Origin of the sequence: Paenibacillus cineris (assembly GCF_018333335.1) — a bacterium.
GTDB lineage: Bacteria > Bacillota > Bacilli > Paenibacillales > Paenibacillaceae > Paenibacillus_AQ > Paenibacillus_AQ favisporus.
On the sequence record NZ_BORU01000001.1, the window covers coordinates 240,535 to 256,762 of the forward strand.

Here is a 16,228-nt window from a genome sequence, read left to right on the forward strand (position 1 = left end):
ATGCATGTGGAAGTTCGCGGATTGAACAAGCATTTTGGTGATTTTCATGCCGTAAAGGATGTGCATTTTGGGATTGAAAAGGGCCACCTGATCGGTCTGCTCGGGCCGAGCGGCGGCGGCAAAACGTCGATTCTGCGGATGCTTGCGGGGCTGGAGACGCCGGACAGCGGGGAAATCCGTTTCCACGGAGAGCTGGTCAACGCGCTTCCGCCGCAGGAGCGGGGCATCGGGTTTGTGTTTCAGAACTACGCGCTGTTTAAGCATATGACGGTGTTCGACAATATCGCTTTTGGCCTGAAAGTGAAGAAGACGCCGAAGTCGCAGATCAAGGACCGGGTTATGGAGCTGGTCGAGCTGACCGGGCTGGCGGGTTTTGAGAAGCGTTACCCGCAGCAGCTCTCCGGCGGGCAGCGTCAGCGGGTCGCTTTTGCCCGGGCGCTCGCGCCGGAGCCGCAGCTGCTGCTGCTGGATGAGCCGTTTGCGGCGATCGACGCCAAAATCCGGCAGGAGCTCCGCTCCTGGCTCAGGGAGCTGATCGAGCGGGTGGGCATCACGTCGATCTTCGTGACGCATGACCAGGACGAGGCGATCGAGGTAGCTGACGAAATTATGATCATTAATCAGGGACGCCTGGAGCAAAAGGGCACCCCGTGGGATATTTACAAGGAGCCGAAGACGCCGTTCGTCGCGACCTTTATCGGGGAGTCCACCGTGGTGGAGAATGCCCGCGAGCTGAAAGGCTTCGAGGAAGCTGCCGGGGGCAGCGGCACCCGGGCGCTCATCCGGCCGGAGTACATCGAAGTCGGCGGGCCCGACGAATTCCGGGTGCTGTCTGCAACGGAGGAAGGCATCGTGCGCCATCTGCACTTCCGCGGCAGCGAGTGGATGGTGGAGGTCGAAGTCGGCAGCCACAAGCTGATGACGTACCGCTCGCTGGAGAAGGATACGCTGCAGCCGGGTCAGCCGGTACGAGTGCTGGTGCACCGCGCGTACCTGTTCAACGACGAGCGCAGCTGGATCGAAGAAAACCGGCTTAAGGTGGACCCGATGCCGGTCATTATTTAAAGGGATCGGAGTATCGCTTATTTGAGATCTTATATTGGTCCTCGGAAAATACTTACTTTTAGTACGGATACTTCCGTAATTTAGAGATGACACAGCCATACCGCTTCTGTGAAGATCATCCGTATTACGATTCCAGCCTGCCCTCCGGCAGGCTGATGCGGCAAACACGGCAAGTTTCAGCCTAAAGGAGTGGCAGACGATGCGAAAGCAGACGATGCAAAATCACGATAGAAAGCCGGCACTCCGCCCGGGTCTTCTCGGCGCTCTGCTGCTGGCCTGCATTCTCGTCTTTACCGGCTGCAGCAAGGATGCTCCGGTGAATGGCACCGTATCAGCAGCGGGCGGCGACGTCACCCTGGTGATCGGCGCGTACAGCGTGGCGAAGGATGCGATGGCCGACATCCTGCCGAAGTTTCAGCAGGAGTGGAAGGAGAAGACCGGGCAGACGGTCAAATTCCAGGAGTCCTATGAGGCGTCGGGAACCCAGGCGCGGGCGATTGCCGGCGGCTTTGAGGCCGACGTCACGCTGCTCGCGATGGAGGGGGACGTCGACAAGCTCGTCAGCGCGGGCCTCATCGACAAGGACTGGAAGACGAAACATCCGGATCAAGGCATGGTCACCCGGTCCATCGTCGTGCTGGGCACGCGGGAAGGGAACCCGCTGGGGATCAAGGATTTTAAGGACCTGACCAAGCCGGGGGTCAAAGTGCTGTACCCCAACCCGAAGACTTCGGGCGGGGCGCAGTGGGACATCAATGCGATATACGGCGCAGGTCTGAAAGCTTCGGAGCAGCAGGGACACAAGGATCCGGCCGCGGCCAAAGCTTTCCTGGAGCAGGTTCACAAGAACGTGGAGTCGCTCGACAAGAGCGGCCGGGCGTCTATGGCGGCGTTCGAGTACGGCGTGGGCGACGTCATCGTCACGTACGAGAATGAGCTCCTGGCGCGCATCCAGCAGGGCGTCAAATACGACGTCGTCATTCCGGAGAACACGATTCTGATCGAGAATCCGGCCGCCGTCGTGGACGCTTTTGCCAAGAAGCACGGCACCACCAAGGTGGCCGAGGCGTTCGTGAAGTACCTGTGGAGCAAAGAAGCGCAGGAAATCTTCGCCGCACACGGCTTCCGCCCCGTTGACGACGAGGTGCTGAAGGCCAACGCTTCCAAGTACCCGGTGCCGAAAGGGCTGTTCGATATCAACTACCTCGGCGGCTGGGACGAGGTGCGCAGCACGCTCTACTCCAAGCGGGGTGTGTGGTACCAGGTGCTGGCGGGGATTTGAGTGGCAGAAATCGGTGCAGGGTTTAAGCAGGCGACCGCTTGGCGGGGGCCTGCTTTTTTGTGCTTGGCGGCAAGATTGGCCAGTAGGCGGACGAAAGTGCACTCCCTACCCTGCAAAAAAAGCCCGGCCATCAGCCGGGCATTTCGACGTTCATCTCCTGCTGCTGGTGCCTGCGGCTGAGCGAAGGCAGGACGGCGAGGTAATAGACACTGACGATAAAGATGCTGGCCGCCAGGATCCAGTACAGTGCGGTGACGGATACCAGGCCGGGGAAGGCGACGGCCAGAAATCCGAGCGCGATCGCCTGGCCGGTCGTGTTGAGCGGCTCGATCCAGGCGCTGACGCGGCCCATGCTTTGGGGCTCGACGAGCTCCGGCAGCCATCCGCCCAGCACAACGTTGATCGGAGCGAGGATCACACCGAGCAGCACCATCGTGCCCAGGTACAGCTGAATGTGGTGGAAACCGCCGGCGACCAGTGTAATGATGCCGATGAGGAACAATCCGGTGATCAGCACGCCGACTTTACCGATCTTTTTGATAAGCAGGGTGCTGATTGCGCTGCCGACCAGGTAGCCGATCCCGAGGAATACCATTACTAAAGGTGTGTACACCTCGTAGTGCTCCGGACTAAGCTTGTATTTCATCGTAAAGAGGGGCAGGATCGAAAACACGCCGTTGACGATGCCGAAGAAGAAAAAGCCGAGAATAATCGCCAGCAGCAGGCGCGAACGGACGATGTATTGAAAGCCCATGCCGAAGTCGGCGGCGATGCTTTTCAGATTCAGGTCTTTCAAGCGTACTTTGCCGTTAGGCTGGGAGACATGCTGCGGGAAACGGCATGACATGAGAAGCAGAGCGGAGATGACGAAGCTGGCCATGTCGATCAGAATGGCGCCTTCAATGCCGAGGTAATAGTAAGCTGCCGATCCGAGACTCATACCGAAGAGCATGAATACGCCCGAGATGGACATGTTCAGGCTGGAGGCCTGCACGTACTGTTCGGGTTTCATGACCCCCTGGAGCAGGCTCATTTCGGCGGGTGCAAAAAACTTCGAGATGGCGCTGCGCAGAAATAGAAGGGCAAACGCGCCGACGATCCAGTTTTCATATATCGCGAGCAGCAGGACCAGGGAGAGGACCGCGCGGATCCAGTCGCTGTTGACGGCGATGCGTTTGCGGTCGAGTCGGTCGGCAAGCACGCCGACGAACAGGAACACGACCAGCGTCGGCAGAGAATACATCAGCTCGGCTAACGTGGCGTAAGCGGGCTGGCTGCTGAAGCGGTCGACGAGATAAAAGGCGAAAGCCATGCTGCCAACCATTGACCCAAGCTGGGACGCGAAGTTGGCCAAAAACATTTTAACAAATGTGGCATTGCGGAAAAGCTCCATGCGGGTGACCTCGTTTCTTCTAAATTTTACGGTACAAATATGGCGAACTTGGAGTGATTTATGGACTTCTCCCAGGTACCTGGCACCCGCATCATGCGGTTCATCCGATCATCTGTGTCCGGCTTGCGCCGGTCAGGGGCAGTTTTAACAGCGGTGCCTGATGCGTCCGTCGTTCGCAGCTTTGATCTCAGTGTACTCGAATAAGCGGCCGGCATAAATCGCCGCTGGTATGATTTTTCAGTCGGTCTCTGGACCGAGAACTCTCGGAAAGGCGAATATGGTATCATATTATAGATTGAACTCGAGTTTTGAATTGAACCCCCTTTTGTAACAGCTTATCCAAGCCCTTCAACATGAACTTCTTGAGTTCATTCTATATAGCTGTAACGAATCAGGAATATAACCACCACCCTACATACATAGGAAAAATAAGGAGATGACGGACGCAATGGACGCATTGATCTTTTTGGGAACCGGGGACGCGATGGGCGTCCCGCGCGTGTACTGCAGCTGCGAGGTGTGCGAGGAGGCCCGGACGACGGGGATGAACCGGCGCTTGCGTTCTTCCGTGCTCGTCCAGGGGCAGGGGGAGACCGACAGCTTTCTTATCGATTGCGGCCCGGATTGGCGCAGCCAGATGGAAGCGATCGGGCAGCGGGCGACGGCGCGGATGCTGGTGACGCACGCGCATTTTGACCATATCGGCGGGCTGCCGGAGTGGGCGGATGAATGCCGCTGGCGGCAGGCCAAAGGGGAGCTGTATGCCCCGCAGGAGGTGCTGGACCAAATTCAGCGGCAGTTTCCGTGGATCCACAGGCAGCTTCAAATGATTCCCGCTGATGCTGGAATCGAGCTTGGCGGCTGGAACATTACCACGTGGAAGGTGACGCATGGGGCGAACGGTTATGCCTATGCATACCGGCTGGAGAAGCCGGGCTTCCGCTGGGTGTACTGCTCGGACTCGATCGGTCTGAACGAGGAGGAGAAACGGCCGCTGCACGGCCTGGATCTGCTGGTGCTCGGGACGAGCTTTTTTCATGAGACGGCGCCTTACCCCACCCGGTCCGTGTACGATATGAAGGAAGCGGCAGAGCTGCTGCAGGAGGTGAAGCCGCTGCGAACGGTCTACACCCATATGTCGCATGATATCGACCTGAACCGGTCTTATCCGCTCCCTCCGCAGGTGACGCTAGCCGTGGCCGGAATGAAGATTGAGCTGGGCTGACCGTTAAGGGAAAAAGGAGGTTCGTATCCATGGCAAACGTTAGCGGATGGAATGGCAGCGAATTGGACGGATGGGAACCCGGCGGATTATTTCCCGAACAGCTGATGCTGGCGGACTGCCGTCCGGAGGTGAGCGCCTACTATTTTAAAGAGTGGAACGGGTTTGACATGGCGCTGCATACCCATGACTCCTCCGAAATCATGTATGTCATAGACGGGAACTGCTCAGTCGGGGTGAAGCCGTTTGGCGAAAACGAAGCGGTCGTGCATCTGACCAAGGGCGGCTTTATCCTGCTGGACGGAACCGTTCCCCATCGTCTGCTGGTGACGGGGTGCTGCCGGATGCTCAACATCGAATTCCGCTTTGTTGAGCGGGATGGGGTGCTGCCGTCGACGAAACAGCTTGCCGAGGGAGAGGAGGCACTGGCGGCGCTGTTCCAGAACCCGGCTCCCTATGTCGTGCTTAGGGAGTTTCATGACGTGCATCAGCTGCTGAAAAATCTTGTTCTGGAGCTGGACGCCGCTGCATCCGGACAGGAGCTGATGCCCCAGCTAATGCTCGCCGAGCTGTTGATCCGGATTGCCCGGCTGCATCAGGAATACGTGGAGGCCGGTCCCGATACGCAGAGTATGTACGTGCGGCAGTGCATCGAGTATCTGTATCAGAACTACGATCGCAGCATCCAGGTTAAAGACGCCGCCGAGCATGTCCGGCTTCACCCCGGGTATTTGCAGCGGGTATTCAAGCAGAAGACAGGCATGTCGATCATGGAATACCTGAACACCTACCGGATGGATAAAACGGCGATGCTCCTGCGGCAGACGGAAATTCCTGTGGCGGATATCGCGGATTATGTAGGGATCGGCAGCCGTCAGTATTTGCATCTGATGTTCAAAAAGCATACCGGCCAGACACCGGTCGAATACCGGAAGGCTTCCCGGATCGCAGGGTACGTGGATTCCCGTGACGTGCATTAATCCGAATCTAAAAAGTGAGAATTGTTGACACTTTTCCGGCAAAGAGGTCATGAATTTGATAACGTTTTCCCAGGAAGGGTTGCTACAATACCTGTATCAGGGTGAACCTGGCGACTATTCTTGAGGGAGGCGGTTTTTGCCGTGTCATTTAAAATTACTTTTATCGGGGCGGGAAGCATTGGCTTTACCCGTGGACTGCTGCGCGACCTGTTGTCCGTTCCGGAATTTCATAACGTGGAAGTTGCTTTTACGGACATCAATCCGCACAACCTGGACATGGTAACCGAGCTGTGCCAGCGGGACATTCGGGAGAACGGGCTGGACATTAACATTCACGCGACGACGAACCGCCGCGAGGCGTTGAAGGATGCCAAATACGTTATCTGCACGATCCGCGTTGGCGGCTTGGAGGCATTCGCGACGGATGTGGACATTCCGCTCAAATACGGCGTCGATCAATGCGTGGGCGACACGCTGTGCGCAGGCGGCATCATGTACGGACAGCGCGGCATCGCCGAGATGCTGAACATCTGCAAGGACATCCGCGAAATGGCGTCCAAGGACGTGCTGCTGCTGAACTACGCCAATCCGATGGCTATGCTCACGTGGGCCTGCAACAAGTACGGCGGGGTCCGCACGGTCGGACTGTGCCATGGGGTGCAGGGCGGTCACTGGCAAATTGCGGAAGCTTTTGGCCTGAAGCAGGAGGAAGTGGATATCATCTGCGCGGGCATCAACCATCAGACATGGTATATCCAGATCCGCCATAATGGGGAGGACCTGACCGGCAAGCTGCTGGAAGCGTTCGAGAAGCATCCGGATTTCAGCCGGACGGAAAAGGTACGGATCGACATGCTGCGCCGCTTCGGCTATTACAGCACGGAATCGAACGGACATCTCAGCGAGTATGTTCCGTGGTACCGCAAGCGGGCGGACGAAATCAACGACTGGATCGACCTCGGCAGCTGGATCAACGGGGAGACCGGAGGATACCTTCGCGTCTGCACGGAAGGGCGCAACTGGTTTGAGACCGATTTTCCCAACTGGATGAAGGAGAAGCCGTTCGAATACAAGCAGGACCAGCGCAGCCATGAGCACGGATCCTACATCATCGAAGGCTTGGAGACGGGGCGGGTGTACCGGGGGCATTTCAACGTGGTCAACAACGGAGTGATCACCAATCTGCCGGATGACGCGATCATCGAGGCTCCGGGATACGTCGACCGCAACGGCATCTCCATGCCGCTGGTCGGGGATCTGCCGCTCGGACCGGCGGCGGTCTGCAATGCGAGCATTTCTGTGCAGCGGCTGGCGGTGGAAGCGGCCGTACACGGCGACGACAAGCTGCTTCGCCAGGCGTTCATGATGGACCCGCTGGTCGGCGCGGTGTGCAACCCGAACGAAATTTGGCAGATGGTCGACGAAATGCTCGTGGCACAGGAGCAGTGGCTGCCGCAATATGGGGATGCCATCGCCGAGGCAGCGGTACGGCTGGCTTCCGGCAACCTGATTCCGACCCGGGAAGGATACCGCGGTGCGGCACGCCTCAAGGTGAAGACCGTGGAGGAAATGCAGCAGGACCGGGAAGCCGCCAACAAAAACGCCGGCGAATCGGATAAAGGCAAGGACCGGGCCAAAGCGGTTCAGTAAACGGTAAACCAGCAGCCGGGAAATATTAGTCGTCAAACAAAAAGACAGCTAGCGAACTAGGATCGGTGATCCTGGTTCGCGGCTGTCTTTTTGGGTTGAACTTTAAGGTGGATCTCTCCTGGCGAATTAAACGTTCAGCACAAACTTCTCGATTGCGGCCTTCACGCCTTCGTCGTTGTTGCTTAACGTTACGTAGTTCGCAATGTCCTTCAGCGCCGGTATGGCGTTGCCCATCGCAATGCCCAGGCCAGCCGCTTCCAGCATCTCATGGTCGTTCCAGGAATCGCCGATGGCGATCGTCTCGGACATGTCGCAGCCAAAGTGGCTGGCGAGGAAGGTGAGGGCATGGCCTTTGGTGCCTTCGCGGTGCATGATTTCGAGGAAGTGCGGCTTCGATTTGGTGATGTGCACTTCGTCTCCCAGCAGGTCGCGCAGAATCGGGATCAGCTGATCCAGGTAGGCCGGATCGTCGATGATGAGCATTTTCGGCGTCTTCTGGGCAATCAGCTTTTCAAAATCCGGCTCGATATAGTAAGGTGTGCGGTTCAGCTCGCTGTAATCCTTCAGCTTCTGGTTCTCTTCACGGGCGTACAGCTTGTCGTCGATATAAACCTGCAGGTGAAGGTTATGCTCGATGCAGTATTGGAACAGCTTGTAGCCCGCATCCTTTGGCACGTAGCGCTCGTAAAGGACTTTTTCGTCCATCAGGTTTTTGACCAGTGCCCCTTGGTACGTAATGATCGGCACGTTCAGCCCGGTTTGGCGGGCAATGGCTTGGGCAGAGGCATAGGCCCGGCCCGTGGCCAGCGTGACGACTACGTCTTTGGCGACCGCCTGCTCCAGCGCCTGCTGGGTGCCAGGGGTCACCTCTTTATCGTCGTTAATCAGAGTATCGTCGATGTCGATCGCGATCAATTTGTACATGATTCTCTCTCCTTTAATCATGGCGAACCTCTCCGCCTATAAGGGCGCTGAAATGCTCGTCCATGTTCTCTCTACCGCAGGATGGGTATTTCTCTAAACATTCCTGCACAGTATGGCTCTTATCATTGTACCTCACGCGGGGCAGATTTCAATTCCGCGAGGATCATTCCGGCAAAAATACAAATACATCCCAGTCCCGCCGCAGCGCCCAGCACCTCTCCGCCGAAGGTGACGCCCGTTAATGCCGCAAAGACCGGTTCCATGGCAAAAATGACGGCCACCCGCGACGGGTTCGTATATTTCTGGCACACGGTCTGGATCCAAAAGGCGAACGCGCTGGTCGGACCGATCGACACCAGGAGCGCCCAGATCACTTCCGGCTTCAGCAGACGATCCGCCACCTGCGTCAGCGGGCCCACATCCTCAAATAACAACGAGGAGAGGAGGCTGAGCAGCCCGACAACCGCCATCTGCATTGCAGCCAGGGGCAGCGCGGAATAGCGCGGCGCAAACACACCCGTATACGCCACATGCAGAGCGAACGCCACCGCGCACAGGAAGATGAGAAAGTCGCCTTTGTTCAGCGTAAGGGCGGTGCTGGCGAAAGCCAGCAGGTACAAGCCGGCGGCGGCCAGCAGCGCGCTGATCCACGTATAGCGGGAAATGGGGCTTTTTAGCAGCAGGAGCGCCAAAAACGGAACAAACACGACGGACAAGCCGGTAATAAAACCGGCGTTCGAAGTGGTCGTGTACAGCAGTCCCACCGTTTGAAAGGCATAGCCCAGAAACAAAAAAAGGCCCAGCAGGCACGAGTGGAGCAGCATTTTGCCGGAAATATCCCGCCACTGGCTGCGGTAGAAAAACGTAATGATCAGAGCCAGCAGCACCGCCGCACCCAAGAAGCGGATGCCGTTGAAGGCAAGGGGAGGCAGGACCCGGACCGCATGCTGAACGATCAAAAAGGTACATCCCCACATCATCGCCACGATGAGCAGGCTGAGGTCGGCAATACGGGAGCGGTTCAAATGAAGTCATTCCTTTCACGGTTCGTACGATCGGCCTGTGCAAAACAGGCAAGCGACCAAATTGTATCGTAAAACCCGAGGGAGAACAAGGATCAAAAAGGCGCTAAGGGCGGCTTCAGGGCATGACGGAGCCTGGGAAACCTGCTATAATGTGGGTGGAAACGGAGATGATACGATGGCTAAGAAGAACCGAAACCAAGCCCCAAGCAAGCCGCAAGTCTCGGATAAACCGGCGACGCTGAAGGATCTCCTGAGCAGCGAGGTGCTGGATAAGCTGAAGCAGCAGTCCAACGAGCTGAAGGCGGAGCAGCAGAAGCAGAAGGAAGAGCAGGAGAGACAAGCAGCCGAAGCGCGCAAAGCGGAACAGAAGCGCCTGGATAACGATTTTGAACATCTGCTGGAGAACAGCAGCATGGACTGGCGTAAATATAAATGAGAAAATGATATCTAAAAGAAAAGCTGCCGGTTAGCGGCAGCTTTTTGTGTGCTTATTTTTCGCTGTCCATATGTAGCTTCTTTTCGAATAAAATGTAATCTTGCCCTGGACCTGCATAGTCTTTGGCCATCGTCAGCTTAAAGCCCATGCGGGCGTGAAATTTCATGGACGTTTCGTTCACAGCAGAGGTAATGCAGCGCACCGTATCGCAGCCGAGCTGAAGAACTTTTTCGAAAAACAGCTCATACAGCGTCCGGGCCGTACCCTGCTTGCGGTAATCCGGATGGACGCCGACAAAATGGATATACGCCTCGTTCGGATGCGTCTGGGACTGGAAACCGATCAGGAAGGCGACGAGCTTTCCACTCTCCTTTTCCTCCATCACAAAACTGGTATTTTGAAAATGCTCGAAAAACAGCTTCGGCAGCAGATGCGTCATTTGGCGCCCGCCCCACCAGTCGTTGACGACCGGGATCACGCGTTCATAGTCGGTTTCAAGGATCGGCCTGATTTCCATGGAAAACTCTTACCTCCGTTCATAGCAGCCTGAGCGGTGAGCGAAACGGCAACCTTCTGCAAGCTTTTGCAGCCGATTATACCATAGGATGAGAGGGTTGGAGCGATAAAAAAGAGAGGTCCATGGAATTCATGGGGCCTCTCTTTGCTGTATGTCACTACTACAATAAGGACGATTTCCGGAGCTGACTATTCTTCCAAAAAGATCAGACCGATCAGGTCGTCCATCACGATGTTGCCAAAATAGTGCTTCACGTCGATGTCCGCGAGGGCTTCCCGGACTTCGGACTCTTCGTAACGCTTGCCGCGCAGACGGTCCTCAATATCCGCCACATCCCCGACACCGAAAAAGTCGCCGTATATTTTAATATCCTGAATCCGCGCGTCCTTGATATCCATCCGGATGTCGATGATGCCGACCGGGAACCGCTTCGTATGCTTGACGTTGGACTGCGGAGACTGCCCGTAATTCCATTCCCAGTTCTGGTACCGGTCCTTGGAAATTTGGTTGATGATCTCCCAATCGGCTTCCGTCAGCTTGTACTGCGGCACTTCGTTTGGTTCCATGCCGAAAATGTAGCGGAGCAGCTCGGAGCGGAATTCCTCGATCGTCATCTTTTGGTTCATCAGCTCACTGATGTTAGCAACGCGGCTGCGTACGGACTTGGTGCTCTTCGACTTGAATTTCTCCGGATTGGCGTTCAGGGAAGCCTGAACATCGTCCAGATTCAGGTTAAACATGAGCGTGCCATGGCTGAACATCCGGCCCCGGGTTGAGAATTGGGCGTTACCGGAAATCTTTTGCTCGCCGACCTGCAGGTCATTGCGTCCGCTCAGCTCCGCGTTGACACCCATATGGTGCAGCGCGTCGATGACCGGCTGGGTAAACTTCAGGAAATTGTGGAACGATTCCCCGTCGTCTTTGGTAATGAAGCTGAAGTTGAGGTTGCCGAGGTCGTGGTACACCGCACCGCCGCCGGAGAGCCGGCGAACGACCTTGATATTGTTGTCCTTCACGTATTCCTGGTTGATCTCCTCGATCGTGTTCTGATGTTTACCGATGATGATCGAAGGACGGTTAATGTAAAACAGCAGGTAGCTGTCGTCCATGGGCAGATGTTTGAGGGCGAATTCTTCAATCGCCAGATTGACGGCAGGGTCGGTAATTCCCTGGTTATCGATAAACAGCATATTTGATTCCTCCGTTAAAAGGCCTTAATTAATTCGGTTCCTTGTCTATTGTAAACCAATTGCGGACAAGAAACAAAAGCGAAAACCGAATTGACGCGCAGCGAAATTTGGCGCCATAATGGGGTCATTCGCAAGCGATTTAAGACAGTGAACTGCTGGGGGGAAAATACATATGCTGGAACGATACGGACATGGCGGGGATCTGGAGAGCGCGTCGGAACTGTACGGCGGCGATCCGGCGTCCTTTCTGGATTTCAGCGCCAACATCAATCCGCTGGGTCCGCCGGAAGGCGTCATGGCGAAGCTGGGACAGGCGCTGCCTTCCATCCTTCGTTATCCGGATCCAGGACACCGACGCCTGAAGGCGCTGCTGTCCCACAAACTGGGCGTGGCGCCGGAACATTTAAGCATCGGCAACGGTGCGGCGGAATCGATGGCGCTCCTGCTGCTCGGGCTGGCGCCGTCGAGGGTCGGGATCGTGCAGCCCTGCTTTTCGGAGTACCGGCAGCTGTCGGAGCAGTTCGGCGCCGAGGTGCATGCCGTCTTCGGCAGCCGGGATCGCGACTGGAGAGCTGAGATTCCGGACATTGCCGGACTGATGAAAAAGGTGGACCTGCTCTTTCTGGGGCAGCCGAACAATCCGAACGGTGTGCAGTATCCGCTCGAAGAGATTCGGGAATTGGCGGCCGAGGCGGAGCGGACGCGGACCTATTTTGTCGTCGATGAGGCATTCATCGACTTCATCCCGGAAGGGAATCGGATGACGCTACTGCCGGAGCTGGAGCGGTTTCCGCGGACGATCCTGGTCCGCTCGATGACGAAGTTTTATGCCATTCCGGGGCTGCGGCTGGGCTATGCGGCCGCGCATCCGGACGTGATCCGGGCGATGACGGGCAAGCAGGTGACGTGGAGCGTCAACGGCTTGGCCCTGCTCGCCGGGGAATTTTGCCTCGAGGGCGGCGAGGCGCATGAGCGCGAGACGCTGGAGCTGATTGCCGCAGAGCGCGCCCGGCTGAGGGCTGGCCTGCGGGGGCTGGGCTGCCGCGTGAGCGGCGGCGAAGCCAACTTCCTGCTCGCGGAGCTGCCGGCACCTTGGAGTGCCGGGGAGCTGCAGCGCGAGCTCGGGCTTCGCGGCGTCCTGATCCGCAGCTGCGCCATGTACCCGGGTCTGGGGCCGGGACATGTCCGGTTTGCGGTGAAGGGAGCGGACGCCAACGCGCGGCTGCTGGCGGTGCTGGGCGACGTGCTCGCCAGCCGGGCGGAATGATCTGCGCTGATCTGCACGGAAGGACAGGCTGTGCAGGCCCAAGACGCAGGGCTGGTACGGCTGCTATGCCGGTAGGCGCTGGCGCGGGATGTGCACATCCTTTGCGGACCGGATTTTGGAGTCCGCATAAACACAAGATCGATATGGGGGATAAGAAGCGATGACGACACCATTTATGAACGGATTGCAGGATACGTACCGTTCCACCGTGTGGCCGGGGCTCGTGTTGACGCGGAAAGAGCGGCATTTGCTGCTTGAGGCGCCGGAGCTGCTGGACAGCCTCGGAAGCTCCATTCACGGAGGCGGCATGAGCAGGCTGCAGCGGGTGACGAATATGTATGTAGACCGGACGTACGACTGCAGCGACCCGGTGCGCGATACGGAGGAATGGCTCACGGCGTGGGGATACCCGCTGGAGACGACGGCGGGGCTGCTGACGGCGGTCCAGCTGCGCCATGCGGCGGTGCATGAGGAGAAGAACGAGCAGGCTGCAGTGTTCTGCTGTACGACGGCCGGCGTATCCAATGCGGCCCGTGCCGGCTCGGAGCGGCGGACGTTCGCGGCCTATACGCCGGGAACGATCAACATCATGCTGGCCATCGACGGACAGTTGACGAAGGCGGCCATGCTGAACGCCGTCATGACGGCGGTGGAGGCCAAGGCCGCGGCGCTGGCCGATCTGGACGTGCGCGACCCGGACAATGGGCTGGTCGCCACGGGAACGACGACGGACGCCGTCGTTCTCGGCGTCAGCCAAAGCGCCGCTTACGCCGGGCTGCACCACTATGCGGGCACCGCGACCGACCTCGGCGCGATGATCGGACGCGCGGTGTACGCCACGGTGAAGGAAGGCCTGCTGGCGGCCTGGAGCGAGCGGAAATGACCGCAATATGGATCCTTGCTGCGGCTTTTATCATCGATTGGATCATCGGGGATCCGAGGTGGATTCCCCATCCGGTCATCGGCATGGGCAAGGCGATCAAAAAGGTGGAGAATGCCATTCGGGCAAGGGTCACCCGCCCGTTAGGACTCAAGAGGGCGGGGATACTGCTCCCGGTCATCGTGGCGGGCGGCTCCCTGCTGCTGACATGGCTTGTGCTCTGGGGGCTGCATCAGGTGCATCCGTGGCTGGCCTGGGCGGTGGAGGCGCTGCTGATCGCCACGACGATCGCCGTCAAAGGGCTGAAGGATGCCGGCAAGGAAGTGCTTGGCCATCTGCGGCGCGGCGATCTGCCGGAGGCGCGCAAGTCGCTCGGCATGATCGTCGGCCGGGACACGGCCCACTTGGACGAGCCGGAGATCGTCCGCGGCACGGTCGAAACGGTGGCTGAAAATATCGTCGACGCCGTCGTCTCGCCGCTGTTCTACGCCATCATCGGCGGCGCGCCGCTGGCGATGGCCTACCGGGCGGTGAACACGCTCGATTCCATGGTCGGCTACAAGAATGACAAATATTTGCAGCTTGGCTGGGCGTCGGCGAGGCTGGATGACATTGCGAACTTCATTCCCGCCCGGATCACCGCAGGCATCCTGGTGCTGTCCGCCTGGCTGCTGCGGCTGGACGCCGCCAGAGCCTGGCGCACCGTGCGCCGGGACGCGCGCCGCCATCCGAGCCCGAACAGCGGCTTTCCCGAATCCGCGGTGGCGGGTGCGCTCGGCATCCGGCTCGGCGGCGAGAACGTGTACCACGGCGTCGCCTCGTTCCGGGCTTACATGGGCGAGGCGCTGCGCCCGATGGAGGCGCGCGACATCACGATGACGATCCGGCTGCTTATCTTGGTATCGGTCATCTTTATTCTGCTGGGCATCGCCGTACTGTGGGCGGCAGGGGGCAGCTTATGGACGTCCTAGTGAAACAGGTCGATCTGCTGCTGGTCCGGCATGGCACGACGCGGTGGAACCGGGAGAAGCGTTATCTCGGGCTTACGGATATCCCGCTGGATCCGGGCGGCAGGGGCGAGCTTGCGCCGCTGGCCCGGGAGCTGGCCGGGAAGGCGTTCCACCGCGTATACTGCAGCGACCTGGCCCGATGCCGGGAGACATTGGCGATCATTAGTCCGGCACACGCAGATACTGCGATGTATGACCCGCGGCTGCGGGAAATGGACTTTGGCGCCTGGGAAGGGCATACCTATGAACAGCTGCAGCACGAGTTCCTTTACCGGCAGTGGATCGATTCGCCGCAGCAGGTGACGCCGCCGGGCGGGGAGTCATGGGCGGATTTTGCAGGGAGGATCGACGGGTTTATCGGCAGCTTGTTGAAGGACGTGGAAGGGGTATGCAGAAGACCGGCAGAGGCCCAGACCGGCGGCGAGGCGGCGCATTCCCGATCGCAAAGGATCGAGACCGGTAAGGCGGTACTGCCCGGATCACAAGAGAACGAGACTGGTGAGGCGGCACTGCCCGGATCGAAAGGAATCGGTGACAGGAAGGAGGCTCTTTCCCGATCGCAAGGACCGGAAGGCACCGGCCCCGATTCTCAGGTTCAGCCGAAAATGCTGATCGTCGCCCATGGCGGCGTCTTGCGGCAGCTCGCGGTCCGCCTCGTCCCGGGGCTGTCCTTCTGGGACGTTCACGTTAAGCCCGGGAGTTTGCTGCGGATCCGGCTGAGCTTCACTAACGAAACCGGCGGTTGGAGCGGTATGCTGGTGAATGAAGCTTGAGAGAGGATGCAAACAAGGTAATGGTCGTCATCGACCGGTCAGAGCTTTTCTGCACTCCGGCAACGGGAAACGGCGAAAGGGCTCAGGCAGCCTTCATGCAAGGGCGCGCTTCCCGAATCGTCCGTTCCCCCGAGTTTGGACATGCTTGCGGGCCCGCGTCCGGGCACGCGACCGGATATGTATCCCGGCAAATGCCGGACACAAAAATTCCATTGTCACCCGCAGGCTTTTCCCCTATAATCAGGACAAAAGAAGCATGGCCAGGATAATTGAATAGGAGTGCTTGTGAGGTCCCGGAAGCTGTCTGCCGTATAAGGCGAGCGTTGATCCGGGTGAAAAGGGAAGCCGGTGCAACTCCGGCACGGTCCCGCCACTGTAAACAGGTATGTCCCCAGGAAGCCACTGTCCCGCAGCAACACGGGATGGGAAGGCGGGGACGATTTTACCCAGCCTGTAAGTCAGGAGACCTGCCTCACGAGAGGAAATGACGGTCCTTCGAGGAAAGGATTACGTTTCACGTGCCCTTCATAACGCATGTTCGCCGCAGCTCAAGCAAGCATTAGCTTGACCACTTGACCTCGCAGCATGCTACAAGGCACACCGGTCCATCGCGG

15 protein-coding genes and 1 riboswitch are annotated in these 16,228 nt (G+C 58.3%); of the genes, 10 read left to right on the forward strand and 5 right to left on the reverse strand.

Annotation, left to right across the window (positions count from 1 at the left end; all coding sequences use genetic code 11):
- On the forward strand, window positions 1-1,065 hold the full coding sequence (locus tag KI379_RS01320; protein WP_076173434.1) for a sulfate/molybdate ABC transporter ATP-binding protein: 1,065 nt from the start codon (window positions 1-3) through the stop codon (window positions 1,063-1,065).
- Window positions 1,066-1,279: 214 nt separating this feature from the next.
- Entirely contained in the window at window positions 1,280-2,347 is a 1,068-nt protein-coding gene (locus tag KI379_RS01325) for a sulfate ABC transporter substrate-binding protein (RefSeq protein WP_163879242.1), read from the forward strand.
- Window positions 2,348-2,477: 130 nt separating this feature from the next.
- Here KI379_RS01325 and KI379_RS01330 read toward each other — a convergent pair whose 3' ends face one another.
- Complete coding sequence (locus tag KI379_RS01330) at window positions 2,478-3,740, reverse strand: MFS transporter (RefSeq protein ID WP_076173432.1); 1,263 nt, start codon at window positions 3,738-3,740, stop codon at window positions 2,478-2,480.
- Window positions 3,741-4,188: 448 nt separating this feature from the next.
- Here KI379_RS01330 and KI379_RS01335 point away from each other — a divergent pair, with 448 nt between their 5' ends.
- From KI379_RS01335 to KI379_RS01345, 3 genes are all read left to right on the forward strand, one after another.
- Window positions 4,189-4,965 (forward strand): MBL fold metallo-hydrolase, encoded by a 777-nt coding sequence (locus tag KI379_RS01335; RefSeq protein ID WP_212982518.1) that lies wholly within the window; start codon window positions 4,189-4,191, stop codon window positions 4,963-4,965.
- A 29-nt stretch (window positions 4,966-4,994) separates the two neighbouring features.
- Window positions 4,995-5,942, forward strand: coding sequence for an AraC family transcriptional regulator (locus KI379_RS01340; protein ID WP_306433621.1), 948 nt, complete (start codon window positions 4,995-4,997; stop codon window positions 5,940-5,942).
- A 141-nt stretch (window positions 5,943-6,083) separates the two neighbouring features.
- Entirely contained in the window at window positions 6,084-7,592 is a 1,509-nt protein-coding gene (locus tag KI379_RS01345) for an alpha-glucosidase/alpha-galactosidase (protein ID WP_212982520.1), read from the forward strand.
- A gap of 126 nt (window positions 7,593-7,718) precedes the next feature.
- On the opposite strand, the gene KI379_RS01350 is transcribed toward KI379_RS01345, so the two are convergent.
- Together KI379_RS01350 and KI379_RS01355 are read right to left on the reverse strand one after the other, a co-directional pair.
- Window positions 7,719-8,516 (reverse strand): Cof-type HAD-IIB family hydrolase, encoded by a 798-nt coding sequence (locus KI379_RS01350; protein ID WP_076173429.1) that lies wholly within the window; start codon window positions 8,514-8,516, stop codon window positions 7,719-7,721.
- A 122-nt stretch (window positions 8,517-8,638) separates the two neighbouring features.
- A complete protein-coding gene (locus KI379_RS01355; RefSeq protein WP_212982522.1) occupies window positions 8,639-9,541 on the reverse strand; it encodes a DMT family transporter in 903 nt (300 codons plus the stop codon).
- A 175-nt stretch (window positions 9,542-9,716) separates the two neighbouring features.
- Here KI379_RS01355 and KI379_RS01360 point away from each other — a divergent pair, with 175 nt between their 5' ends.
- Window positions 9,717-9,977 carry a YqkE family protein gene (locus KI379_RS01360; protein WP_105446012.1) on the forward strand — a complete coding sequence of 87 codons (261 nt, stop codon included), beginning with the start codon at window positions 9,717-9,719 and terminating at the stop codon, window positions 9,975-9,977.
- 52 nt (window positions 9,978-10,029) lie between these two features.
- On the opposite strand, the gene KI379_RS01365 is transcribed toward KI379_RS01360, so the two are convergent.
- Together KI379_RS01365 and KI379_RS01370 are read right to left on the reverse strand one after the other, a co-directional pair.
- Window positions 10,030-10,494 (reverse strand): GNAT family N-acetyltransferase, encoded by a 465-nt coding sequence (locus tag KI379_RS01365; protein ID WP_212982524.1) that lies wholly within the window; start codon window positions 10,492-10,494, stop codon window positions 10,030-10,032.
- Window positions 10,495-10,682: 188 nt separating this feature from the next.
- Entirely contained in the window at window positions 10,683-11,684 is a 1,002-nt protein-coding gene (locus KI379_RS01370) for a lipoate--protein ligase (RefSeq protein ID WP_076173425.1), read from the reverse strand.
- 172 nt (window positions 11,685-11,856) lie between these two features.
- On the opposite strand from KI379_RS01370, the gene cobD reads away from it, so the two are divergent.
- From cobD to KI379_RS01390, 4 genes are all read left to right on the forward strand, one after another.
- Entirely contained in the window at window positions 11,857-12,951 is a 1,095-nt protein-coding gene (cobD, locus tag KI379_RS01375) for a threonine-phosphate decarboxylase CobD (RefSeq protein WP_212982526.1), read from the forward strand.
- A 160-nt stretch (window positions 12,952-13,111) separates the two neighbouring features.
- Entirely contained in the window at window positions 13,112-13,834 is a 723-nt protein-coding gene (locus KI379_RS01380; protein WP_212982528.1) for an adenosylcobinamide amidohydrolase, read from the forward strand.
- Window positions 13,831-14,802 (forward strand): adenosylcobinamide-phosphate synthase CbiB, encoded by a 972-nt coding sequence (gene cbiB, locus KI379_RS01385; RefSeq protein ID WP_212982530.1) that lies wholly within the window; start codon window positions 13,831-13,833, stop codon window positions 14,800-14,802. The genes KI379_RS01380 and cbiB overlap by 4 nt, the downstream gene beginning before the upstream one ends.
- Window positions 14,790-15,614 carry a histidine phosphatase family protein gene (locus tag KI379_RS01390; protein ID WP_212982532.1) on the forward strand — a complete coding sequence of 275 codons (825 nt, stop codon included), beginning with the start codon at window positions 14,790-14,792 and terminating at the stop codon, window positions 15,612-15,614. The genes cbiB and KI379_RS01390 overlap by 13 nt, the downstream gene beginning before the upstream one ends.
- A 271-nt stretch (window positions 15,615-15,885) precedes the next feature.
- A riboswitch (cobalamin riboswitch) is annotated at window positions 15,886-16,103 on the forward strand.
- The last annotated feature ends 125 nt before the right edge of the window (window positions 16,104-16,228 follow it).

What these genes read in the sequence shown, in the direction of transcription:
- KI379_RS01330 (WP_076173432.1), bottom strand. Translation starts at nt 3,740, where the DNA reads ATGGAGCTTTTCCGCAATGCCACATTTGTTAAAATGTTTTTGGCCAAC.
- KI379_RS01370 (WP_076173425.1), bottom strand. Translation starts at nt 11,684, where the DNA reads ATGCTGTTTATCGATAACCAGGGAATTACCGACCCTGCCGTCAATCTG.
- KI379_RS01340 (WP_306433621.1), top strand. Translation starts at nt 4,995, where the DNA reads ATGGCAAACGTTAGCGGATGGAATGGCAGCGAATTGGACGGATGGGAA.
- KI379_RS01335 (WP_212982518.1), top strand. Translation starts at nt 4,189, where the DNA reads ATGGACGCATTGATCTTTTTGGGAACCGGGGACGCGATGGGCGTCCCG.
- cobD (WP_212982526.1), top strand. Translation starts at nt 11,857, where the DNA reads ATGCTGGAACGATACGGACATGGCGGGGATCTGGAGAGCGCGTCGGAA.
- KI379_RS01390 (WP_212982532.1), top strand. Translation starts at nt 14,790, where the DNA reads ATGGACGTCCTAGTGAAACAGGTCGATCTGCTGCTGGTCCGGCATGGC.
- KI379_RS01350 (WP_076173429.1), bottom strand. Translation starts at nt 8,516, where the DNA reads ATGTACAAATTGATCGCGATCGACATCGACGATACTCTGATTAACGAC.
- KI379_RS01320 (WP_076173434.1), top strand. Translation starts at nt 1, where the DNA reads ATGCATGTGGAAGTTCGCGGATTGAACAAGCATTTTGGTGATTTTCAT.
- KI379_RS01365 (WP_212982524.1), bottom strand. Translation starts at nt 10,494, where the DNA reads ATGGAAATCAGGCCGATCCTTGAAACCGACTATGAACGCGTGATCCCG.
- KI379_RS01325 (WP_163879242.1), top strand. Translation starts at nt 1,280, where the DNA reads ATGCAAAATCACGATAGAAAGCCGGCACTCCGCCCGGGTCTTCTCGGC.
- KI379_RS01380 (WP_212982528.1), top strand. Translation starts at nt 13,112, where the DNA reads ATGACGACACCATTTATGAACGGATTGCAGGATACGTACCGTTCCACC.
- cbiB (WP_212982530.1), top strand. Translation starts at nt 13,831, where the DNA reads ATGACCGCAATATGGATCCTTGCTGCGGCTTTTATCATCGATTGGATC.
- KI379_RS01360 (WP_105446012.1), top strand. Translation starts at nt 9,717, where the DNA reads ATGGCTAAGAAGAACCGAAACCAAGCCCCAAGCAAGCCGCAAGTCTCG.